The organism is Enterococcus sp. AZ035, assembly GCF_050548325.1.
Lineage (GTDB): Bacteria > Bacillota > Bacilli > Lactobacillales > Enterococcaceae > Enterococcus > Enterococcus faecalis.
Genome location: NZ_CP172958.1, coordinates 520270 through 543852, shown reverse-complemented (window position 1 = coordinate 543852; position 23583 = coordinate 520270). Strand labels below are relative to the sequence as shown.

Genomic DNA, 23583 nt, shown 5'->3' with positions numbered 1-23583 from the left:
GATTCATAATTTACCATTTTTAGTGGTAAAATACAAGCGAACAAGTTAATTTTTCACAAGTTTTTCCTATCATAAAGTGTACCTTCTTTTTGATAAACTTACGAAGATAACGTTTAATAGGAGCTAAAATCATGGAACCGAAATTATCAAAAGACACGATTATTGCAGCCGCATTTTCTTTGTTAGAAAAAAGTCCCACTTTAGAACAACTTTCTATGCGTAAAGTCGCCAAACAGCTTGGTGTACAGGCGCCCGCAATTTATTGGTATTTTAAAAATAAGCAAGCCTTACTTCAAAGTATGGCTGAAGCGATTGAAGAGCACTTTCAAGAACCTGCATTATGTGGTGAATGGTATTCTGACTTACTGGCCTTCATGGAAAACTATTATGATCTCTATCAACAATTTCCCTGTGCCGTAGCTATCGAAATCCAAACCGTCCCTGCCTATCCCCAACGATTACGCCATTTGAATCAAATGATGGGCATTTTAAGAGAAGCAGGTTTTTCACCAGAAATGACTCATTTAGCAGTAACGTCTTTACAACATCTTTTATTTGGGATGATTATGGACGCAACGGAGGAAAAACAGCTCGTTTCGCAAGTGTTGAACGGAGATGACTATTTAAAAGAACAAGTGTTGCACATGAAACAATATGTCTCCGACAATGAGTTAACGTACATGGAGGAAAGCATTCAATTTCGACACTCCATCCACCAAAAATCCGCCTTTATTCAAGCCGTTAAAACCTACTTAGATGGGTTGCAAGCAGACAACACCTCTTCATCTAAATAAAAAAAGCCCTTGGTCCGTCAGTCATTTCGACTGACGGACCAAGGGCTAACTTTTAAAATAAATATTGAAAACTACTTTGTCTATTTTGGTATTGGTAGCCAAGCCAAGGCTTTTTGAATCCATTCATCCCAGAACACCCAGTCATGTTCTCCTGGTCCAGTTTCAAAAGTGTAACTTGCCTGTGCCTGTTCCAACGCTTGAGCCATCTGTTGATTAGCAGAAAGTAACATATCTTGCTCCCCACAACAAAGGTAAAATTGGGGCATTTCTGTTTGGCTTTCTACTAATTGTTGTAATAAATACAGCGGATCGTGAATGGAACCTTCAATTTGATCTAACGGGCCAAAAATACCTTCCCAATAGCTTCGCTTACGGACTTTTAATAATTCCCCAAAACTAGTGGATGATAAACTAACTGCCCCAGACAAAGAAGCAACGGCTGCAAAAGATTCTGGTTTCGCTAATCCTAATTTCAAGGCGCCATAACCACCCATTGACAAACCAGCGGCAAAGGTTTTTTCTCGTTTTGTACTTAACTGTGGAAAGAGTTGATGACAAATTTTCGGTAATTCTTCTGAGATAAACGTCCAATAGTTCATATCGTATTGTGTGTCCGTATACCAAGCTAAATCCGTGGACGGCATAATGACAGCAATCCCCAAATCAGCGACATACCGCTCAATAGAGGTTCTGCGAGCCCAGACACTGTGATTCCCTCCCATCCCATGTAATAAATACAACACGGGAATATCTGTCAATGCTGCTTGGGTACTTGTGCCCACTTTTTTTACCGTTTCTTGTGGTAAAATTACGTTCACATTCACTTCCATTTCCAATACATTTGAATAAATATTTGCTTGTAAAAAGGCCATCTACTTTTCCCTCCAATACTCTTTCTATTAGTGTACCACTAAACCTTCGCTCGTTGCGCTTTTGCGAAAATATTTAACAAAAGAGCGACAACAACTAAGCCCGCACCGACTAAGTAAACATTATGCAGACCTGCATAGAGGATACCGCGTAATGGTTTTAACAACGCAGCTGGAATTAAATTTGCAGTATGTGGATTCACTAATTGATTCATGACATCTGCATCGACGTTTAACGCGCTCGCTTCCAATTTTGCAAACATTCCTGCGTTTAAAATCACACCAAAAATTGACACCATCACAGTCTGCCCAATTGTACGCACCAACGTATTAAACGATGTTGCAACCCCCATTTTTTCAGGCTCCACTGTACTTTGTGCGGTCACCGTAGTCGTTGTGATAGTAATCCCAAAACCAACTCCTAAGACAGAAGACACTACAAAGAAAAGCCAAAACGGAACGGCCATTGGCATTACCACTAAAAAGATGGCCCCGACTAATAGAATCGATAACCCAATCGTTAAGACTTTTTTCATAGCATATTTTTCCATGAAGCTACTTGCTATAAATGATCCAGCCATCCAAAGTAACGACATAGGCGCTAAAACTAAGCCACCAATTCCTGCACTTTTTCCTAAGACACCTTGCATCCACATCGGAATGTAGACATCAATCCCCATTAAGAAACCGCTAATAAGCGCTGCAATAAGATTTACTAAAACAAACGTTGGTTGATTAAATAAATGCAAATCAATCACTGGGTCTTGCGCGCGTTTTTCTATCATCACAAATGCTACAAAAAAGAGCACACTCAAACTCAAACAACCAAATGTTACTAATGTAAAACCATTATCGCTAATCATTTGAAAACCTAGCAATAACGTTAGCAGCACTGCCATCAAAGTAACGCTGCCCAAAATATCCATTGGCATCTTGGTCCGTTCCCGCTTTGGTTCAACTAAGAAAATACTAATCAAGCCCAATAAAACAAGTCCAATAGGAACATTAATGAAGAAAATCCAATGCCAACCGACTGTATCTACAATAAAACCACCTGCTAACGGACCAAAAATACTAGCAATTCCCCAGGCGGCACTGTTTAAACCTAAAATTTTCGCTCGCTTGTCCAATGTATACATATCGGCAATAATCGTTAACGCAACTGGTAAAATTGCGCCTGCCCCCACACCTTGAATTGCGCGGGCAATAATTAAAGTCAACATATCTTGAGCAAAGCCACACAACGAGGAGCCCAAAATAAAAATGATAATGCCAATCATGAAGACAGGTTTACGACCAATTTTATCCGCAAGTTTCCCATAAATCGGTGTTAACATCGCATTCGTTAATAAATAAATTGAAAATACCCAGTTCATAATTTCCATGCCATGTAACGAGCCGACAATCGTTGGCATCGCAGTAGACACAATGGTCCCTTCAATGGCTGTCATAAATGTTGCCACAAAAACACTCACCGTGACTAACTTAACATTTGTTTCTTTTGCCATTTGTTCACATCCTTTTCTATTCAATTGTCAATTTTCTAAATTGCTCCATAGCTATTCTATACAAAAAAGAACAAAATGTCTTAAAAAAATGCTTTTTCATAAAAAAATTATTACAAAAAAAAAACAAGAAGTCAGCCAAGTATTGGCTGACTTCTTGTTTTTTTTATTTAATTATTCAGCTAAACTAGCTTTTAACGCTTCAACTTTATCTGTTTGTTCCCAAGGTAAATCAATATCTGTTCGACCAAAATGACCATAAGCCGCAGTTTGTTTATAAATTGGGCGACGTAAATCTAGCATTTCAATAATACCTGCTGGACGTAAATCAAAGTTTTTACGAACTGCTTCGATTAATTTACTTTCTGGAAGATCACTCGTACCAAACGTATTAATAGAAATAGACACTGGTTGCGCCACACCAATTGCATAAGCTAATTGGACTTCTACTTTTTTCGCCAAACCAGCAGCAACAATGTTTTTCGCGATATAACGCGCAGCATAACTAGCAGAGCGGTCAACTTTGGTTGCATCTTTTCCAGAAAAAGCACCGCCGCCATGACGAGCATAACCGCCATAAGTATCAACGATAATTTTACGACCAGTTAAGCCGGCATCTCCTTGAGGGCCACCGATTACAAAGCGACCAGTTGGGTTGATAAAGTATTTTGTTTCATCATCTAAAAGTTCATGAGGAATCACCTCATTGATTACTTGTTCTTTAATATCTTTTTCGATTTGTTCTAAGGTTGTTTCATCATCATGTTGTGTACTGATGACGATCGTATCCACACGTTGTGGTTGACCTTGATCATCATATTCCACTGTTACTTGAGATTTTGCATCAGGACGTAAGTAAGGTAAGACTTTTTCCTTCCGCAATTCTGCTAAACGGCGAACCAAACGATGACTTAACGCGATCGGTAATGGCATTAATTCCGGTGTTTCGTCAACAGCAAAACCAAACATTAAGCCTTGGTCACCAGCGCCAATATCGTCTTTTTCATCTTGATCACGCACTTCTAAGGCTGCGTCAACCCCTTGAGCGATATCAGGTGATTGCTCATCGATTGCTACAAGAACTGCGACAGTCTCTCCATCAAATCCATATTTTGCTCGTGTATAACCAATATCTTTCACAGTTTGACGAACAATTTTTTGGATATCTACATAAGCTGTTGTAGAAATTTCTCCAAATACTAGGACTAAACCAGTTGTTACGGATGTTTCACATGCCACGCGGGCCATCGGATCTTTCTCCAAAATCGCATCTAAAATTGCATCACTGACTTGGTCAGCTACCTTATCTGGATGTCCTTCTGAAACGGATTCTGATGTAAATAAATGTCTTTCTGTCATAATGTTATTCCCCCTAAATAGTTTCGGTTACAAGGCATCTTTAGTAAGTAACGACAATTACTTGCTAAATCCTTTCGGGAACTTGTAACAAAAACAGTATACCAGATATCTAAAAAAAAAGCTTAGGTTTTCAAGAAAATCATTAAATTACCTATATTTGCTTTTCCTATAACAAAAAACTTCCAGCCCCTTTCATCTGAGCTGGAAGTTTCTTGCTACTGTAAAATTTTCTCCGCGATAAAGTGTGTGTATTGCTCGCCACCTGCCACATTTGGATGAACTCGGTCATCATAAAACCAATCATCATGGGCGTTACTATAATTAAACCAGTCAATGACCGTTAAGTTATCGTATTTTTTATCCATTTGACTAAGTAAACTATTCACTTGATTTTGCCATCTTCTAGTTGGAACGCGAACATTAATCCAATAAACTTTTCGATTACCTAACGCTTTCATAAATTCATCAAATTGTGCCTCTGTAAAAGGACCATTCGTACCTAAACTCACTAAAACAGTATTTTTAAGCATTTTCTTTTTGTCTAGTTCACCAATTAGTGAAATGCTACTATACAATTGACGGCCCACTTCCCCATCGATAATCATTTTAGGGAAAATATCTTGTAACCCGCTAGCACCATCTAGAATAACAGAATCACCAATAGTTGTGATTTCTAAATTCTGCGCTTTTTTTACTTGCTCTGGTGTGAGTTGTGTGGGTAGAACGTCTTGGCTTTCACTCGGTTTTGTACTACTTTCTGTGGACGTGCTACTATTTTTCGTGCCACTTTCTTGGACTTCTTTTTTACGTTCTTCAATTTTTTGCTGATTTTTCGCAATATTTTTTTCTAGTTGCTCTTGTTGCGCACTTTTAGCGTTTGCTGGAGCCACAATTAAACCGAATACTGCAATCACGCTAATCACTGTCATAAAGGCCATTGTCCCTTTTTCACGAAGGTCCCACGGTTTCCGTAAGAACTCAGTGAATTGAGTCCAGACATCCTTATAAGACAATCGTGTCAGTGGATGTTCGATAAAACGATAAGACAATTCGCTCACGACTAAAATTAATGCTATTTCAACCAATGAATGTAGAAAAACATGGTCCGATAAGGTCTTAATTTTGGCCTCATAAAAAATCATGATTGGGAATTGATACAAGTAAATGCCATAACTCCGTTTACCTATCCACGTAAAGACCGGATTCGTTAACCAACGATTCATATCTGCCCCTGGATGTGCAGTGACGGCCACTAAGACAGTGGCTGCCAAACTAATTAAAAACATGCCGCCGTAATAAACAAAATTTGTATGATCTGATAATGTTAAAAAGGCTAACACTAAAAGAACTAAGGCACTTAAACCAGCGCCATTTAAGATTTTTTTAGAGGCTTCTGGAATTTCTTCTTTCAAACGTGTGCTTGGCCAAACATACGCCAATGCACTACCTAGTAAAATAGAAAAAACACGTGTGTCTGTTCCATAATAGACACGTGTAGGATCTGCGCCAGGAACATATAAAACGGCCATCAGCGTCACCGAAATTAAAGCGCCGATTAAAACTAAGCTGAAAATTCGACCGCGCTTACGAACAAAGCGTTCCAGAAGAATAAAAAGTAATGGCCAAATTAAATAATTTTGCGCTTCAACTGCCAATGACCAAATATGTACAAATGGCGATTGTGTCGCAAATCCATCAAAATAAGAAAACCCTTTAAAAATTTGCCACCAGTTGTTGTAATAAAAAATACTACTAGCGACAACGCTGCGAATATTGTTTAATAAATCCTGCTGAAAGAGTGTAATATAACTAACTGCACTTAAAAGCATCACAATTAATGCTGGATACAGCCGTTTCATCCTTCGCACATAAAATCCTTTTAAATCAATGGTCTGATTTTCTGCCCATTCTTGCCGCAACAAGTCGTTAATAAGATAACCTGAAACAACAAAGAAAATCGGAACACCTAAGTAGCCACCTCGCATGACTTGGGGAAAAAGGTGATACAAAATCACGCCAATTACAGCGATCGTCCGAATGCCATCAAAACCTGTAATATAGCGTTTTTTCTTGCTATTTGCTGTCTGATTCATTTGTGCTTTCCAACTTTTCTATAAAATTATTCTTTTCCTTTATTTAAAGAAGCAAGTAACTTTAATATACGTTTTTTCCTAGGAAATGGCAAGCAAACTTTGCCTCCTTTAGGCTTTTTTTACAATTCAAAAAACCAGCATTTTTTAAATCACAAAAAAACAACCAAAGCTTATGAAAATCACTCATAAGCTTTGGTTGTTTACTCATATCGTTTTCGTTTAGATGAAGATGGAATCCCTAGGGCTTCACGATATTTTGCTACCGTTCGCCGGGATATTTCCATGCCTGAATCTTTTAATCGCTCGACTAATTTTTGATCAGATAACGGTTTACTTTTTACTTCTTGATCAATTAATTTTTGTAGTTGCTTTTTAACCATCGTTGTTGAGACATCCTCGCCATCTTCTTCTGATGAAAGAATACTTGTTGAGAAGAATGAGCGCAATTCAAAGACGCCAAACGTGGTTTCTAGATATTTTCCATTGACCGCACGACTAACTGTCGATTCATGAATAGACAAAGCATCCGCAATTTCTTTTAAAGTCATTGGTTTTAATGGCCGATCTGCTTCTAAAAAGAAGGCTTCTTGACGACGCACAATTTCTTGCCCTACACGTAAAATTGTATCCCCCCGCTGATTCACTGCGCGCTCTAACCATTCAAATTCGTTTTTCTTATCCTTAATATATTCTTGGACTTCTTTGTCGTCAGTCTCTTGCATTCGTTTGAAATAATTTTCTTGAAAATTTAATGTCGGTCGACCAGCTTTGTTGGAAATCACCACTATTCGATCTTCCTTGATTCGGACAGTTAAATCTGGTCGAATATACAATTCCTCGGTCGCATCAAAAATATTCCCTGGCGCTGGCGATAACGTTTGTATATAATCAAAAATCAATTGAATTTCTGCTAATTCAATCCCGAATTTTTTAGCTAACGGGCCCCATTTACGACTCACTAAGGCATCAAATTCTTCCTCCAATAAAATATACGCTAAATTAGGCGCGGTATCGTCTCGTTCTGTTTGTAGCATCAAACATTCTTGTAAATTGCGTGCCCCCACACCTGCTGGATCTAGCTGTTGTAACAAAGTTAATGCATCTAGCATTTGAATGGCGCTTGCTTCGGTTTTCACTGCCGCTTCTTCTAACGAAATCGTTAAATAACCATTCACGTCTATATATTCTACTAAAAACAATACCAATGTTCGCAAGTATGTATCGCGGTAATTCAAATGAATTTGATCAATTAAAGACTCAAATAATGATAAATGATAGTCTGGAATTTGATTCATATAATTATTTTCTTCGTCTTGATTGGTGTAAGAACGACTAGTTATCGGAAAATCTGTGGTGTACTGCGTGTCTACTTGTAAATCAATCAATGGATTCTCTAGTGCTTTCGCTTCAACAAAGGCAGCGAGTTCTTCCGTATTAAATTGTAAAATTTGAATGGATTGTTGAAGCTGTTGAGTCATGGCCAACTTCTGGACTTGTTTTTGTTGTTGGGACATTCGTTGCTCAAATTTCATTATTTTCGTCCTCCCTCTTGTAATTTTTGTCAATATCAGCTAAACTAGTATTCGTGCCGCGCCCTTAGTGTAGTGGATATCACGTAAGATTCCGGTTCTTGAGACGGGGGTTCGATTCCCTCAGGGCGCGTTATTTAAATATGTTGATTTATCAACGTTTCTGGACACTCTTTATTCATCTAAAGAGTGTTTTTTTCTTGTTTAGGAATGATTTTTCTATCCGTATTTTTTTCAAATGTTGCTTGTGGCAAGCTCAATCGCACTTAACGCGACAACATTTGTTCTGCTTCAGCTACAAATCCAATAAGGTTAAAATTCCTCCGTTCCTATTGTAACGCATAACGTTTCCTTTTTCTATCTGCTAAACAAAGTATTACGACAAGCAAACACCTGCTTCTCTCTTAAAGTTCCCTTTCTGATTATATAGTAAATTGCTTTTAATTTGTTAATTATTTTACCTAAAACTTAATACCCTAATTAAATAAAGAACCTGGGGCAAAAATCACTTTGGATTTTTGTCCCAGGCTTAAAACCTGATAATTGGCGGGAACAGAACCGTTCAGCTCCGACCTCTAAAATACTTAATTAGAAATATACTACCAGCAATCACACCAATTATGATTACTAGCCAAAATAATCCACTTACAAGTAACAGCTCAGTTAAGGTCGTCTTCAGATTCTCCTCCTTTAAATGGCCTCTGCTTTGTTTTGCTATGTAATTAATGGCGAGATCAGACAACAGCTATCAAAAAAACGGACCAACACGTGGTCCGTTTTCATTCATTATTAAGCTTTTACGATGTTCGTTGCTTGTAAGCCGCGTGGACCTTCTTCAGTATCAAAAGTTACTGCTTGGCCTTCGTCTAAAGTTTTAAATCCATCTGATTGAATAGCTGAAAAATGTGCAAATACATCATTGCCATCTTCACCTGTAATAAATCCAAAACCTTTGTCTGCGTTAAACCATTTTACTGTACCGTTGTTCATATATATTTCCTCCTAGTGCATAAAAATATGCAAGTTATTGCAAAAAATGTTGAGTGGCAAAAGGAGAAGTATAGTTTTTAAATATATAACTCAAATTACTTATCAAAATTGATTACTTAATTACTATAACATATTTATTAGGAATAAACAATGCCCACGACTCTTCCTTGGACTTTCTAAAATAATCAAAGATGCGCTTGACAAAGCCCTAGCAAAAAACACTCCTATTCTCTCTATTTCCAGTTAGTTTTGTTTAACTTTAAATAATCACTACGCGCCAAATAATCAAATAGCGGAGCTAATCCTGGTGAAAAATTTACTTCCTCAAACCGCTTAATAAATTGTACGCCTTTAATTTTATTTGGTTCGTTCAGGGTCACTTTTCCTTGGGCTTGTTTGGCAAAATAAAAATGTCCTTGCCAAACGATTGAATCAAAAACAAGTGGTCCAGTAAAAATTTCTTCAAGTTCAGTAATTTCCACTGCTAATTCTTCTTTCATTTCACGAATCGCACATTCCAGCGCTGATTCACCAAGTTCTTGTTTTCCGCCAGGGAAATTCCATGTGTCTGGCCGATCTTTTAAAATAAGAATTTCATCAGATTGATTTTTAAGAAGTACTCGCGAAAATTCTTTTTTCATTTCGTTTAACCCTCTTCTTCATTTTTTATTGAGAAGCCACACTTGGTAGCATAAAAATATAATGCAAAATACGATCCGCATACGACGGATTTTTTTCAAAGTCATTGACTTCTTCATTGACTAACTCCAAATCATCGGTAATCACTCCAGCAACGTCCATAAAGAGCATTTTACTCAATACCTCTGAGTCATTAACTGTCCAAGCATAAACTGCTTTTTTCTGTTGGTCAGCTTTTAAAATGAAGGTATCATTCAACGTAGTAGCTTCCATTGTATACAAATCAGCTTGTGTTTCTGGAAAAGTGAAATTATAGGGCAAAATAAAACTAACTTTTACTTTTGATTTGGCTTTTTTAAACGCTTTGATCACATTGTAGTCGAGAGATTGAACCTGATGGTTATTCTTTATCAGAGGACGTTCATATTTTTCAATAAAGTTAGATAGCGCACCTTGACTATCTTGTTTAGACGTTTTAATTTCTACTAGTAATTTTTGTTTGGCTTGGTTTGCTTTCGCTAAATAATCATCAAAACTGGCAATTGGTGCTTCTTGGCCATTTTCTTTAACGGTCATTTTTGTTAATTCAGCCAACGTAAATTCTTGTGGCGTGCCATCGACGCCGGCGAGTTCTTGAAGGTTTGCATCATGCATCACAACAAATTGATGGTCTTTGGTTTCTTGAACATCAATTTCAATATAATCTGGTTTAAATTTAATGGTTCTTTCCATAGCAGGAATGGTATTTTGTACGCCATTACTATTGGTGACCCCTCGATGCGAAATAATCAAAGGTTTTGATTCTAATAGCCCTGTTAAGTAAACAGCGTTGAAAATTATATAGCCGCCAAAAATGGTGAATAGTCCTAGGCCCATTCCGATAGTCACTAATTTATTACGTTTCGTTTCTTTGTCAAAGGCAACTTTTGTCGTCGTTTCTGCTTGAACATTTAATTGTGTATATAAGAAATTAATCAGTAATACTGAAAGCCAAGCATTAGAGACAAACTGTAAAAATTGGACAACGGTTAAATTTAAAATACCACCTAGCAAACTAATGGTATCGCTCAAGGTATCTAACTTCAACTGTAGAAGATAAAGTAACACATAAATAACATACGTTGAAACAAATACCGCGATCGTCACAAATGCAATATTACAAATAATGAACCATAATCGTTTGTTTGTCATTGACCAACTAGCCTTAACTGCCTCGCCCGCTTTTTTTCTCTCCAGAATCATTAATGGAAGCGTGTAAATGAAACGAATAGCTAAATACCAGACTAATAACCCAAAGGCCAGTAACCCAACCAAGTAAGGAATTCGTTGGGACAAAAATTCAACAATAAAATCTGGAATCACAAATTTCGTCAATAGATTACTTTGGAAAATCAGGTTACCAAAAGGGACAATGACAACAAAATAACCGAAAAAGAATAACCACGAACGGGCACCTTGCTTTTTAAGAACCTTAAAAGATGCCTTGGTAACTCCTTTAAAATGAAAACGATGGTCTTGCCGTATTTGAAAAATCCCTAATAATAAAAAGGTAAACTGATAAAAAACTGCACCTAAAAAAAGTAACAACAAGAGAATTAATAACACCAGAGCAAGCGGCTTTTCTAACAATAAATTCAGGTTATTAAACGAAAGATAAGGAATACCTTGAGTTTTTAGTGCGTTGGAAGTAGCCCAACTAAAAGCCCCACCCACCAATAATAATAAGACATTTAAAGTAAAAAATAACCATAAATACTGCAAGATGTCTTTAAAAAATTGCCTTGTTCCATTTTTAAATGTTTGCCAAGCAGACATACAAACTCCTCCATTCTAAAAGTATCTGATTAAAGTTCTTCCATACGAAGCCTAAATAAAACAACGGCAATCCAAATTGAAATAAATGATGGCAAAATAACAATAATGATTTCGACTGGCTCATCAATAGTTCCTTGTAACGTATTTTTTACTTCTGAAGAAACAATAAACTGATCAAAAATCACTTGATAAATAGTAACATAAATCAATACCCATTGAATATAATATTCAATTATTTTCATTAAAGCGATGGGTAAAACAATTTTTTTCGTCGTTAAATTCAATAAAAAATATAACAAAAGACTCGTACTGATGATAACGACTATCCCTAAAAGAAATAACGACTCTAACCGCTGCCCTATTACGTTTGCAACGCCCATTGTTAATAATAAATACATAGCTACCGAAATTAAGATGCTCACACTTAGCATAACAGAAAACAAAAGTAATGCCTTAAGAAAAAGCCACTTATCAACTCTTTTATTTCCAATCAATAAACCTAAAAGAATCACCGACAAAAGTAAAATCAATTCAATCATTCGTTCCTCCTCCCAAAACAAATGAAAACAAATTCATATGTTTGCGTTTATTTTATCAAACCAAAATGGATTTGTAAAACATTTCACATGTTATTTAATAAACGACTATTACTAGAAAAAAGACAAGCCAAGTTTCCTTTATTTAGGAAACTTGGCTTGTCTTTTTATTCTTTTTACTTCGTTATTTTTTGATAGTTTGCGAATAATTGATTCGCATCTCCTTCTCCATCAATTTTCTTGAGATGGCCGTTATCTATTTTAAACATAGATGGCACATGTAAAACTTTATTTTCTCGGATAAATGTTGACCATTCCTTCATGGTCTCTTTGTTGGTTAATTCTACATAGTAAACCTGTTTAGGTGCTTGTAATAGTTTCTCGAAATCCTGACAATCTGAACAGTTTTTCTTTTTTAAAACAACATAAAATGTTTCGCCAGAGTGTTTTTTTTCTTGATACTCATTGAAACTTAATTCCTTTTTATGCGGAATAAATGTAAAACCTACCAACAAACTAAGTAACAAAATTAACAGACTGAACGAAATTTTTTTATTCATGTTTTTTCTTCCTTTTTAGTTTGTCTAATTTTTTCTTTTTTTATTTTTTGTTATGCCAAAGCTAATAGCCACTATAAGGACAATTAAACCTGCGATCATGTAAAGTGGATTTACTGTTGTATTAGTCATTGGTAAATGAATTCCTTTACTTGCTGATTTTCCAAAATTGACTGGGTTCGTTGGTGCTTGATGATTTGTAGGCGTCAACGGTTTTTTCGGTTTTAGCGGTTGTTTAGGTTCAGGTTTTTTTGGGTCTTCTGGCGTTGGTGCAGGCGGTGTTACGGTTGGCTTGTTGGAATGCAACACGTCACCTTCGTTGCCAAAGTTTAAGTCGGCTTGGTTGGGAATCCCGCCTTGTTCAATATAAGGCGCTAATTCTTCATCCGTTGCGTCAGTTTTAATTTTAGTGGTAATAGTCATTGTGTATGTATGACCAGCTAAGTAAGAGTAGCTGTCATCTTTTTTGTTCATAGTAAAAGTTACTTTGTTATTTTCTTGTGTTACTATGCCATTATCTGTAACATCTTTGCCATTTTCATCAGTAACTTTCACGTCTGTGATGTCTAACACTTTATTAATGTCATCCACCATGCTGGCTTGGGTCCATGTGCTTGTTTCGTTACCGAAAGCTGTTTTGACGTTCCATTTAAATTCTTGGTCACGGTTGGTTAAATCTAAATGTTCTTGGCCTTCGATATCTTTTGTAATCGTTGGATCTTCTGGCGTTGGTGCAGGTGGTGTTACGGTTGGTTTGTTGGAATGCAACACGTCACCTTCGTTGCCAAAGTTCAAGTCGGCTTGGTTGGGAATGCCACCTTGTTCAATATAAGGTGCTAATTCTTCGTCCGTTGCGCTAGCTTTGATTTTAGTAGTAATGGTCATTGTGTACGTATGACCACTTAAATAGTCATAGCTGTCTGCTTGTTTGTTCATTTCAAAAGTTACTTTGTTATTTTCTTGTGTTACTTTGCCGTTAGCTGTAACATCTTTACCATTTTCATCTGTGACTTTTACATCAGTGATGTCTAACACTTTATTAATGTCATCTACCATGCTGGCTTGGGTCCAAGTGCTTGTTTCGTTACCGAAAGCTGTTTTGACGTTCCATTTAAATTCTTGATCGCGGTTGGTTAAATCTAAATGTTCTTGTCCTTCTACGTCTTTAGCAATATTTGGATCAACTGGCGGTGGTGTTACGGTTGGTTTGTTGGAATGTAACACGTCACCTTCATTGCCAAAGTTTAAGTCGGCTTGGTTGGGAATCCCGCCTTGTTCAATGTAAGGCGCTAATTCTTCGTCCGTTGCGTCAGTTTTAATTTTAGTGGTGATAGTCATTGTATACGTATGACCACTTAAATAGTCATAGCTGTCTGCTTGTTTGTTCATTTCAAAAGTTACTTTGTTATTTTCTTGTGTTACTGTGCCGTTAGCTGTAACATCTTTACCATTTTCGTCGGTGACTTTCACATCAATGATATCTAGCACTTTATTAATGTCATCCACCATGCTGGCTTGGGTCCAAGTACTGGTTTCGTTGCCAAAGGCTGTTTTGACATGCCAATCGAAACTATCTTCACGATTGGTTAAATCTAAGTGTTCTTGATTTTCGATATCTTTTGTAATCGTTGGATCTTCTGGCGTCACGTCACACGCATGCGCATTGTCATTTTTAGGAATCGTCGCTTCTGGAAATTCCTTAGCAATTGTTCCTTGATTCATTGTCCCACTACTTACAAGGGTTGCTGCATCAATCGCTGTATTTTCTTTGACTTCGTAGTGAATCGTGATGTTTCCTACGTAACCTTCTGTACTAGTTGCTGAAATGGTTTGTCCGTTAATTTGAACAGGCACATCATTTCCAGCATCGTCCGTAGCGGTCGCAGATTGAATATCAAATTGATTGGCAATCGTTAATGAAGCTGTTGCTGGTGTCGATTGCGCCAGACGATCTTTGACAATTTGTTTTAATTGGGTTGTAAAATCATCAATAGATTGGCTTGTAATAAAATCTTCTGGTGTGCTAGACCCTTGTTGCAACTCTTGTTTTACAAAAGGACCCACTTCTGTTTTATATTTATCAAAGTATGAATTCACTGAACTTAAAGATTCAACACTTTCCCAATACGCATTAATCATTTCATAGCCTTGGTTAGTAATTTCTTGGTTTAACGCTAAAACTTCTGCTGCTGCACCTTGGTAGTCATTACTATATTCCACTGAGACTTGAAGAGGATGTCTTGGATCTGGATATTCATTGATTGAATCATTGGTATTGGTCTTATGCAAGTAACCATCTAAACGTGTATTAGCGACCCCATCTGTCACTAATAGGAAATACGTTTTTCGATTCGTTAAATCTCCGTGTGTTTGATTGTACGTATCTAAAGCGAGTTTCAATCCTGGGGCGGTTGGCGTACCACCATACGTCCGAACGTCTCCAAAACCAGAGACAAATTGGCTTTTATCATAAGTCAATTGCGTATTGACGCGCACATTCATATCATAATCAGCTGAATTAATTTTTGTCTTTCCATCAGGAAACATAAATTGTTTTCCGCCGCGATATGAAGCCAGCATCACGCGGTCTTGATCAGATAAGCCTTGAACCACTTCATCAATCGCTTGTCTTACATGTGGAAAATTATCTGAAAAACTACCACTAGCATCTTCAACAACTACTAAATCGACTGGTTCCGTTTCACCCGCTTGAACTGGGAAAGTAGCTTGTCCTTCCAATATCCGTTTACAATCAGCCAGACTGTCGTCTTTCACTTTCACCGTATTGGTCATTCCTTCTGTATCTCCTGCTTTAACCGCTTCTTCAGCTAAAGCCAATGTGGGACTGAAATTTCCCACAACTGTTCCAGCGACAATCACCATTGTCGATAATAATTTCGTTGCTTTCTTAAACATTTTAATCCTCCCTATTTTCTTTCGCTAGTGTTTGGGACACTTGCTTCTCTTTACTTCAACTACAGCTCCTTAAATCTTTCATCAAGTCGATGTGTCTCCTTGTTTTTGTGACACATCTCTTACTCAATTTCTGATTCTATCACCTTTAAAGGCTAAAACTTGGCAGTATTCGGCTCTTGAAAACGTAAAATTTGTCTTTTAAAAATTAATGAAAAGACTATCCACTGACAAAGTTGGTTTTCACTTACTTTTTGCTACTTGATTCCTTTTAAGACTCTTTTTTTACACAAAAAAAGTAAAAGAACCTTTACAGTCCTTTTACTTAATTGTTAGATGCTATTCATAATTTTCTTAGTTTTGTTCTATAAGCTGAATAGTTTAGCCTGTTTATTTCAACAATATTTGACGTTAGTCAGCCGTTTCGTTATAGTTAAAGAAAAGGCTTTTTGGTAGGAGTGAATACGATGAATGAGTGGCCCCATCAGTTAATGACGCTTTTAACCCCACTTTTTGAGCTATGTATTTTAGGACTGAATGTTTTTTCGATTATTGTTTTAGTTTGGGGTGTTTGTTTAGCAGGAAAAGATTTCATTAAAAGTGAACGACAAAATCAAAGCCGCTTTACCTTAACCAAAATGAATACGTTCATCAAAAACTTCCTTGGTAGCTACATTCTGTTAAGTTTAGAAATTTTAATTGCTGCTGATATTATTGAATCCATTGTCAAACCAACTTTTCAAGATATTTTGAAATTGGCAACCTTGGTGATCATCCGTACAGTTATTTCTTATTTCTTACATAAAGAAATTGAAGACACTATGACCGATATGGAACAACAAGAAAAAGAACCAGAGACCCCAAAAAATTAGCGGGTACGCTGGTTCTTTTTTTATTTAATCGCTTTAAAATAATGAAGTGGTTCGTTAGACAAACGCTGCATTTTACGTTTTTTATCTTCAATAATTGCTAAAATCTCGTCTGAAAAATTTTCTAAAATAACACGGCCGCCTTTATAGGTGTGTCCTCCCATTTCAGCAACTTCGCTGGCCGTCAAAATGACTTTACGATGCGCAATTTTTTTGAAAAATTCTTCAATTAAGTACGTCGGTAAGTAAAAATTATTTTGAGCAGAAAATGATTCCAAATAAATAAAATCATCGATGCTGATGAAACAATCATCCATCGATAAGTATTCAATTGATCTGTCTATATATAATTCACGCTTTTGTAAAATTTCTTTGACTTTTTTATTTAATAAATTCAATGATTCAATTTCTTTAACCAAATGTTCTAGTTCACGATAACGTACTTCTTTTCGCTCTTTGTAAGATGAATGTAAGGCGGCACTTGCTGTGACTATTAGCGCACCGACGATTACACCGACCATTCCGGCGATAAAAACAAACATATTTTTCCCCTCGCTCTTTTCTAATTTTCCATTTTAGTATAACATAATCCAAAAGTTTCGGATAAAAAATGACACAAAATTTTTCAAGCGACTTCGTTGACCTTTATTGACCAAAGAGGTATACTTTTCATAGGCATTCAAAGTGCTTTGTGATAGAATGACTTTAAAAGTTTCTTTATATAGGAGGATTTACTTATGAATTTAATTCCAACAGTTATTGAACAATCATCTCGCGGTGAACGTGCTTATGACATTTACTCTCGTTTATTAAAAGACCGCATCATTATGCTAAGCGGCCCTATCGATGATAACGTGGCAAACTCAGTGATTGCACAGTTATTATTCTTAGATGCCCAAGATTCAGAAAAAGACATTTACTTGTACATTAACTCTCCTGGTGGCAGCGTTTCTGCAGGCTTAGCGATTTTCGATACCATGAATTTCGTTAAAGCGGATGTCCAAACGATCGTATTAGGAATGGCAGCTTCAATGGGTAGCTTCTTATTAACAGCTGGTCAAAAAGGCAAACGTTTCGCTTTACCAAATGCGGAAATCATGATTCACCAACCACTTGGTGGCGCTCAAGGGCAAGCAACAGAAATTGAAATTGCTGCTCGTCACATTTTAGACACTCGTCAACGTTTAAATTCAATTTTAGCTGAACGAACTGGCCAACCAATTGAAGTGATTGAACGTGATACCGATCGTGATAACTATATGACTGCCGAACAAGCAAAAGAATATGGTTTAATCGATGAAGTAATGGAAAATAGTAGCGCCTTAAATTAAAAATAAAAAAATGGAAACAGCGACAGTCGCTGTTTCCATTTTTTTTATTTTTCAATGTATCCGCGTAATTCTTCTTCAGTGACACTTTCGTCAAAGATATGCTCACCAATGATGATCGTTGGTACAAATTGAATGTGCGCCGCATTGGCTTCAGCAATCACTGCGGAAACAAGCGTTGCATCTTTTTGTTCTTTTAAGCCCAGATTTTTTTCAGCATACGTCGCTACTTCTTCTAAGGTTAAGTTTCCCCATTCATCTTGCGTAGCAAACATTTTATGCAATGCTGACAGCGCTTGTTCAGGCGCTGAATAGTCAATGTAGTGATGCATCACATTGCCGCGTTGTAAACTTTCTTTTTCTTTATCAAACAACTTAATGATACGTTCAACTTTACCACTTTTGACAGATTGTGCTAACAGTTCCTCAGACTCTTCAAACCATTTTCTGCAATAAGGACAGCGAACATTGATAAATTCTATCATTTTGACAGGGGCATTACTCTCACCAATGTGAAGCCCTGTTTCTGTGTTAACTTTTGTTGCATCAATTACTGAAATATCCATAAAAAACCTCATCCTTTCAAACCTTTATTTCTCTTTTAGTATACCGTTTTTCAATAAAAAAATCATAAGACACGAATTCAAATTTTCTGAATTCGTGCCTCTGTTCACTTTTTTAACGATTAATCGAACGAGCCATTCTAGCAACAGTATGTCTTTTCCCACGTATCGCATCAGAAAGCTCTTTAATATTTTCAATACCAACTAAGCCCATATTGGCATCGCCAATATGTTGAATATCTACGCCTAAAATTTTATTTCTAATGCCGATTGCTTGGATAACTTCAGGTTGAGCACTTTCTTGTGAAGTTCCAATGGCACTCATAACTAATTTTCCTTTTGAATGTGCAAAATCCACAACTTCTTTGACTTGTTGATCATCAATGCCCCAAACCGTGCCGACTGCTGGGACTAAGACAATATCAGCGCCCGCTTCAATAAATTGTTCAGCTGATTTTAAACTGACCACTGGTTCATCTACGCCTGAACTGTGCATTTTTCCGGCAATAATGATGCCGTCAAAATGTTTTTTGGCTAAGGCCACGTTCTTAGCAATCAAGTCGTTGGTCACGCCAGTTCCTGGATTACCTGTCAATAAGATAAAATCCAAACCCAGTTCATTGGCTTTTTTGAAAGTAGCTGCTGATGCTTTTCTACCTGGTTCAATCGAAACTCTCGTTGAAGCTAAGTCTAAATTTTCATCAACAGGTTCGACATTCATGCCAATCGGTAAACCGACTAGTTCTTTCAAACGATGAACAACCTCATCATTAGGGACACATGTTTCCGCAGTATATTGCCCTTCATAAGCGGCTACTACAATGGGTTGATTAACATCGAAAACATTCAATAAAATCATGTCTGCGCCATATGCTTTTGACATTTCCGCACAAGTGATATCACCTGCTACGGATGGATGAACTACCACATTTTCCGATAATATTACGCGCCCTTCGCTCGCTTTAATACTCTGAAACAGCTCTTCTTTTGACATCCGTTTGATTTCTGATGCATTTGCACTAATTAATCGTTGAACCATTTTGACCCCTCCAATAGTTTTTAATGTTTTAGTTAAAAACAGCAATAAGTAATCGTTTGCATTTTATTACATGCAACATTCGTGCCAACGTCGTTTCTTTAAACCACAGGTCAACACTACATTTCAGTGCTACACACTTTTTGCACACTTTAATTTTTTTTACACGCTTAAAGAAAAAGTGAAGGATAGCACTTCAAACGGAAATGTTATTCTTCACTTCTGGAGCAGAAAAGTTACGCACTTTTTTCTCGTAATTTTTCTGCAAATTCATTAATTTTTCGAATACGATGATTAATACCTGACTTAGAAATAGCTCCTGAAGGAATCATTTCCCCTAGTTCTTTGAGACTAACTTCCGGATACTCTAACCGTAATTCTGCGATTTCCTGAAGTTTCTCCGGTAATGACGTCAGCCCTACTGTACTTTCAATAAATTGAATATTTTCAATTTGTTTTGAAGCCGCATCAATGGTTTTATTTAAATTCGCTGTTTCGCAATTCACTAAACGATTTACTGAATTCCGCATATCACGGACAATCCGGACATCTTCAAATTTCAACATAGAGTTCGTGGCACCAATTAATGTTAAAAAGTCGGCAATTTTTTCAGCACCTTTTAAATAACAAATATACCCATTTCGGCGTCCCAATGTTCGAGCGTTTAAGTCATAGTAATTCAACATCTTACAAATATCATTATTGTGTTCTTCATAAATTGAAAAAATTTCTAAATGATAGCGACTTGTTTCCGGATTATTAACTGAGCCAGAAGCCATAAAGGCCCCGCGTAAATAGGAACGCATTTTTTGCGCGTTACCCATGATTTCATTTGACACATTGCCATTAAAAACGACCCCATCCATAATATCCAAATCAGCTAGAATTTTTTGTGTATCTTGTTTTAGACGCACAATGTAAACATTATTTTTCTTTAGTTTCATTTTTTTACGAACTAATAATTCTGCTTGTGCATGGTAATGATCTTTCAGCAATGAATACATTCGACGAGCAATTGCAGCATTTTCCGTTTGTACATTCAAGACAAACTGTTGATTAACTAAGCTAAGCGAGCCGTTCATCCGAATTAATGCTGCTAATTCTGCTTTCGCGTGTTCTCGATGGACTTCTAAACCAGTTAACTCTTTTTTGACATCCGAGGCAAAAGACATCTAAGCTCCTCCTCTCTTGATTCTTTTGATTAATTAATATTTCGTTCCAAATACGATACGGAAAAGTTCTTCAACAACTTTTTCCCCATCATGAAAAACTCCGCCATCTCTTAATTCTAAAAAGTCTGTCGAAATGACTCGGCAACCTTCTTCACGTAATCCTTGAAAATCATGCTTTACTTGAACTAAATATTCATCATAAATTTCAGGATCCATATAATTTTCTGGTACTTTTTCTGTGTTAACCAGCACCGTATCAACAAACTGCGCTTGTAGATGCTCGTTTAAGACACGAACATGATCTGCATCCGTAAAATGTTCCGTTTCCCCTTTTTGGGTCATGATGTTACAAATATAGACTACTTCGGCTGCCGTTTGTTTGATGGCTTCACCAATTTCTGTAATAACTAAATTAGGCAAAATACTTGTAAAAAGACTCCCTGGCCCTAACACGACCATGTCTGCTTCTTCAATTGCTTTGACGACTTTACGCGCAGCTCTTGGCTGCTCTTCTCCGTGTGTATTTGTTACAAACACATGGTCAATCGTCTTGCGATCCAGTGCAATTTTTGATTCTCCCACCGCCACTGAGCCATCTTTAAATACAGCATGTAACGTTAATGGCCGTTCTGATGATGGATAAATCCGTCCATCAACATGCATCATTTTTGAAAGCAATTGAATCGCTTCATACGTACTTCCTCTCATTTCTGAGACAGCAGCAATGATTAAATTACCGATTGCATGATTGGCAAAATGACTATCTGATTTATCAAAACGATATTGAAAAATATCTTCATATAATTGTGGCATATCTGACAATGCCACTAAAACATTTCTTAAATCTCCCGGAGGTGTCATGTTATTAATAGAGGAACGAAGCTCGCCACTACTACCGCCATCATCAGCGACCGTTACGACGGCAGTAATATCAACACTTTGATTTCTTAAACTTTTCAAAATTACTGGCAAGCCTGTTCCACCACCAACAACCACGATCTTCGGTTTACGAATTCGATAGGTTTTCATTAAGAGCGATTAACCGTTTCTTTTCTTTTTAAGCGGTCGCGGTGGGTAATATTTACATGGTAATCTTCCTCTTTTAATTCAGCGCCAACACGTTCTGTCAATGCAACAGAGCGATGTTGTCCGCCAGTACAGCCAATTGCAATGGTGACGCTACTTTTACCTTCTTTTTTATATCCAGGTAAGACTGTTCGCAGTAAATCGATAAATTTTGTATAAAATTCATCTGTTTCTGGGAAGCCCATCACATAATCATAAACAGGTTGATCCATTCCAGTTAACGGTCGTAGTTCATCAATATAATGGGGGTTAGGTAAAAAGCGAACATCCATAACGATATCTGCATCAATCGGCAAGCCATATTTAAAGCCGAAGGACACCATTTCCACTCGAAATTCGTGTGTCTCTCTCGTTGCTAGTTCTTTATTCAAACGTTCCCGCAATTGACGAGGGGACAAGTCCGTAGTGTCAATAACCAACTGAGCATCCGCCTTGATTTCTTCCAGCATTGCACGTTCTTTACGAATACCTTCTGTCACTAAACCATCCATCGCCATTGGATGCGCACGCCGTGTCTCTTTATAACGAGAAACCAACTCTTCATCGGTGGCATCTAAAAATAAAATCGTTGTATCAATAAAATTAGTATTTTCAAGTTCGACTAACATATCCTGAATTTCTCTAAAGAAGGTCCGTGAACGTAAATCAATCACTAACGCAATCTTGGTAACTTTTCCAGATTCTTTAATTAATTCCCAAAATTTTGGGATTAAGCTTGGTGGTAAATTGTCGATACAGAAATAGCCCATGTCTTCAAAGCTTTGAACAGCGACTGTTTTTCCAGCGCCACTCATTCCTGTAATAATAACCAGTTGTAAATTTTCTGGCATATTCAACACTCCCTTCACTTGCATCACTATATTATAACACCCCGGGCGTATCAAAGAAAGCTTTTCAATCATTCTTATAAAGATTTCTATTCTTTCATAGAAAAACAGCATTGACATTTTTGTCAATGCTGTTTTAATTGCTGAATTATACTATATAACTCTGTGTTATTTTAATACAAACTCAATTTCTGTTTTATCAGTAAAATTAGCTTCAAACTCAAATTGTTTTACTTGTTCATTCACGGCTAACTTTTTCGTAATGTGTTCTTTAATTTGTTCATTTGTAGCTGTTTTGATTGACAATCCATCTAAAAGAGTCATGATTTTGTCTTGTGCTGCCTTACCTTCTAATTCTAAATCAGCAGATTCATCTTCATACGTTGCTTCAATTGTTCCGTTCGATTTTATTTCATAGGTGAACTCAATTTCATTTTCGTCGTATTCAATTTCTACGTCAATCTCTTGAAGACTGGCAACAGTCGGTGTCGGTGTGGTTAGTTCATTGTCTGCTGTTTCATGGTCCCCACCAACTTCAGGAGTTACAGTTTCCCACTTAAAGGTACCAATTTTAGCTGTTGCTAGATAGGGATTATTAATGGTTATGACTTTCAATTGAAGGTCTGAATGGTTGGCGATATCTGTTAAAATCCCCAGAGCCTGATATGTATTTTGTGTAAAACGTGTCGCAATATTTTGCGCATCAATTGTGGAATAGCCTAATGTTTCCCAGGTGATTTGTTGCTTTAATTCCTGATGAACGGCTTGTACTGTCGCCGGCTCCAATTGAATGCCCGTTGCTTCTTTTAAGTCTTTCTTGGTAAAACTCATTACTTTTTCATGGTCTGATTGTGAAATTAAGGTCGCTGCTTCCATTGTGTTACTATGTACAAAAGGTGTGATTCCGATAGCTAAGACCATTCCTGCTGTTAATAAACTTGTTGTTATTTTTTTGTTTTTCATTTAAGACTTCCCTTCGTATTCATTGTTATTTTGTTAACAAACATAGTATATCTTTTAATTACACATTAAGTCAACATTTATTTTTAATTTTTATTAAAAAATATTTGTTATTTTATAATAAAAAACCTTGTTTCCCATAA

General features: G+C 36.8%; 21 protein-coding genes, 1 tRNA gene and 1 riboswitch. Of the genes, 4 read left to right on the top strand and 18 right to left on the bottom strand.

Going from position 1 to position 23583, the window contains the following annotated elements; translation table 11 throughout:
• The first annotated feature begins 131 nt into the window (after nucleotides 1-131).
• Nucleotides 132-794: a TetR/AcrR family transcriptional regulator gene (locus IGL32_RS02655; protein WP_002358755.1), complete on the top strand. Its 663-nt coding sequence runs from the start codon at nucleotides 132-134 to the stop codon at nucleotides 792-794.
• Nucleotides 795-874: 80 nt separating this feature from the next.
• On the opposite strand, the gene IGL32_RS02650 is transcribed toward IGL32_RS02655, so the two are convergent.
• From IGL32_RS02650 to rpoN, 5 genes are all read right to left on the bottom strand, one after another.
• Complete coding sequence (locus tag IGL32_RS02650; RefSeq protein WP_002355660.1) at nucleotides 875-1666, bottom strand: alpha/beta hydrolase; 792 nt, start codon at nucleotides 1664-1666, stop codon at nucleotides 875-877.
• Between the two features lie 38 nt (nucleotides 1667-1704).
• A complete protein-coding gene (locus IGL32_RS02645; RefSeq protein WP_002355658.1) occupies nucleotides 1705-3171 on the bottom strand; it encodes an MDR family MFS transporter in 1467 nt (488 codons plus the stop codon).
• A gap of 171 nt (nucleotides 3172-3342) precedes the next feature.
• Nucleotides 3343-4527 carry a methionine adenosyltransferase gene (gene metK / locus IGL32_RS02640; protein ID WP_002355656.1) on the bottom strand — a complete coding sequence of 395 codons (1185 nt, stop codon included), beginning with the start codon at nucleotides 4525-4527 and terminating at the stop codon, nucleotides 3343-3345.
• Nucleotides 4525-4620, bottom strand: a riboswitch (SMK box riboswitch). Its footprint overlaps the gene before it by 3 nt.
• Before the next feature lie 122 nt (nucleotides 4621-4742).
• Nucleotides 4743-6620, bottom strand: a complete 1878-nt coding sequence (locus tag IGL32_RS02635; RefSeq protein WP_002378047.1) for an acyltransferase family protein — start codon at nucleotides 6618-6620, stop codon at nucleotides 4743-4745.
• Nucleotides 6621-6820: 200 nt separating this feature from the next.
• Entirely contained in the window at nucleotides 6821-8152 is a 1332-nt protein-coding gene (gene rpoN / locus IGL32_RS02630) for an RNA polymerase factor sigma-54 (protein WP_002379135.1), read from the bottom strand.
• Nucleotides 8153-8210: 58 nt separating this feature from the next.
• Between rpoN and IGL32_RS02625 the strand changes: the two genes are divergently transcribed.
• Nucleotides 8211-8282: transfer RNA gene (locus IGL32_RS02625), tRNA-Arg, on the top strand.
• A 656-nt stretch (nucleotides 8283-8938) separates the two neighbouring features.
• Here IGL32_RS02625 and IGL32_RS02620 read toward each other — a convergent pair.
• The 6 genes from IGL32_RS02620 to IGL32_RS02595 all read right to left on the bottom strand — a co-directional run bounded on the left by IGL32_RS02620 (nucleotide 8939) and on the right by IGL32_RS02595 (nucleotide 15602).
• Nucleotides 8939-9139 carry a cold-shock protein gene (locus tag IGL32_RS02620; protein WP_002355647.1) on the bottom strand — a complete coding sequence of 67 codons (201 nt, stop codon included), beginning with the start codon at nucleotides 9137-9139 and terminating at the stop codon, nucleotides 8939-8941.
• A 233-nt stretch (nucleotides 9140-9372) separates the two neighbouring features.
• Nucleotides 9373-9780 carry an NUDIX hydrolase gene (locus tag IGL32_RS02615; RefSeq protein ID WP_002361287.1) on the bottom strand — a complete coding sequence of 136 codons (408 nt, stop codon included), beginning with the start codon at nucleotides 9778-9780 and terminating at the stop codon, nucleotides 9373-9375.
• A gap of 25 nt (nucleotides 9781-9805) precedes the next feature.
• A complete protein-coding gene (locus IGL32_RS02610) occupies nucleotides 9806-11593 on the bottom strand; it encodes a glycerophosphoryl diester phosphodiesterase membrane domain-containing protein (protein WP_113803193.1) in 1788 nt (595 codons plus the stop codon).
• A gap of 29 nt (nucleotides 11594-11622) precedes the next feature.
• Entirely contained in the window at nucleotides 11623-12132 is a 510-nt protein-coding gene (locus IGL32_RS02605; protein WP_002379134.1) for an SA1002 family membrane protein, read from the bottom strand.
• 173 nt (nucleotides 12133-12305) lie between these two features.
• The gene (locus IGL32_RS02600) at nucleotides 12306-12689 is read right to left on the bottom strand and encodes a bacteriocin (RefSeq protein WP_002358745.1); all 384 of its coding nucleotides are present in this window, start codon (nucleotides 12687-12689) and stop codon (nucleotides 12306-12308) included.
• A gap of 24 nt (nucleotides 12690-12713) precedes the next feature.
• Entirely contained in the window at nucleotides 12714-15602 is a 2889-nt protein-coding gene (locus IGL32_RS02595; protein ID WP_002379133.1) for an isopeptide-forming domain-containing fimbrial protein, read from the bottom strand.
• A gap of 464 nt (nucleotides 15603-16066) precedes the next feature.
• Between IGL32_RS02595 and IGL32_RS02590 the strand changes: the two genes are divergently transcribed.
• The gene (locus IGL32_RS02590) at nucleotides 16067-16471 is read left to right on the top strand and encodes a DUF1622 domain-containing protein (protein WP_002386965.1); all 405 of its coding nucleotides are present in this window, start codon (nucleotides 16067-16069) and stop codon (nucleotides 16469-16471) included.
• A 20-nt stretch (nucleotides 16472-16491) separates the two neighbouring features.
• On the opposite strand, the gene IGL32_RS02585 is transcribed toward IGL32_RS02590, so the two are convergent.
• Nucleotides 16492-17010: a hypothetical protein gene (locus IGL32_RS02585; protein WP_002355635.1), complete on the bottom strand. Its 519-nt coding sequence runs from the start codon at nucleotides 17008-17010 to the stop codon at nucleotides 16492-16494.
• Between the two features lie 195 nt (nucleotides 17011-17205).
• On the opposite strand from IGL32_RS02585, the gene clpP reads away from it, so the two are divergent.
• Nucleotides 17206-17799, top strand: a complete 594-nt coding sequence (gene clpP, locus IGL32_RS02580; protein WP_002355633.1) for an ATP-dependent Clp endopeptidase proteolytic subunit ClpP — start codon at nucleotides 17206-17208, stop codon at nucleotides 17797-17799.
• A gap of 44 nt (nucleotides 17800-17843) precedes the next feature.
• On the opposite strand, the gene IGL32_RS02575 is transcribed toward clpP, so the two are convergent.
• The 6 genes from IGL32_RS02575 to IGL32_RS02550 form a co-directional block, all read right to left on the bottom strand.
• Entirely contained in the window at nucleotides 17844-18362 is a 519-nt protein-coding gene (locus IGL32_RS02575; RefSeq protein ID WP_002361283.1) for a DsbA family protein, read from the bottom strand.
• A gap of 112 nt (nucleotides 18363-18474) precedes the next feature.
• Nucleotides 18475-19398 carry a PEP phosphonomutase gene (locus IGL32_RS02570; RefSeq protein ID WP_002358737.1) on the bottom strand — a complete coding sequence of 308 codons (924 nt, stop codon included), beginning with the start codon at nucleotides 19396-19398 and terminating at the stop codon, nucleotides 18475-18477.
• 233 nt (nucleotides 19399-19631) lie between these two features.
• Nucleotides 19632-20567: a DNA-binding protein WhiA gene (gene whiA, locus IGL32_RS02565; protein WP_002358736.1), complete on the bottom strand. Its 936-nt coding sequence runs from the start codon at nucleotides 20565-20567 to the stop codon at nucleotides 19632-19634.
• A gap of 33 nt (nucleotides 20568-20600) precedes the next feature.
• Nucleotides 20601-21596: a gluconeogenesis factor YvcK family protein gene (locus IGL32_RS02560; RefSeq protein ID WP_002355627.1), complete on the bottom strand. Its 996-nt coding sequence runs from the start codon at nucleotides 21594-21596 to the stop codon at nucleotides 20601-20603.
• Nucleotides 21596-22483, bottom strand: coding sequence for an RNase adapter RapZ (rapZ, locus tag IGL32_RS02555; RefSeq protein ID WP_002355625.1), 888 nt, complete (start codon nucleotides 22481-22483; stop codon nucleotides 21596-21598). The genes IGL32_RS02560 and rapZ overlap by 1 nt, the downstream gene beginning before the upstream one ends.
• Before the next feature lie 165 nt (nucleotides 22484-22648).
• Nucleotides 22649-23443, bottom strand: coding sequence for a YusW family protein (locus tag IGL32_RS02550; RefSeq protein ID WP_002366200.1), 795 nt, complete (start codon nucleotides 23441-23443; stop codon nucleotides 22649-22651).
• Nucleotides 23444-23583: the final 140 nt, after the last annotated feature.